Consider the following 318-nt stretch of genomic DNA (forward strand, 5'->3'; position numbering starts at 1 on the left):
GTGCGATGTAGTGCCATTCCACCTTGGTCAGTCCGTCCATTGCAAGATCGGGTTGCTGGTGAATTCGCTGCCATTGTCGCTGACGATCATCTTCGCCTTGCCTCGTCCCTCGATGATCCGGTCCACCTCACGGGCAACCCGCAGACCGGAAAGCGACGTATCGGCGACGAGTGCCAAGCATTCCCTGGTGCAATCGTTGACCACCGTAAGCACCCGGAACCTGCGACCATCGGTGAGCTGATCCGACACGAAGTCCAGTTACCAGCGATCATTGGCGGCAAGCGGGATCAGCATCGGTGCTCGTGTGCCTATCGCTCG

The 318-nt window shown here is 59.1% G+C and carries 1 pseudogene; it reads right to left on the reverse strand.

The features are described from left to right. Nucleotides 1–318: pseudogene (locus EN804_RS35930) on the reverse strand (DDE-type integrase/transposase/recombinase); the annotation flags it as partial.

The sequence above is a fragment of the Mesorhizobium sp. M8A.F.Ca.ET.161.01.1.1 genome, from assembly GCF_004792105.1.
Classification (GTDB): Bacteria; Pseudomonadota; Alphaproteobacteria; order Rhizobiales; family Rhizobiaceae; genus Mesorhizobium.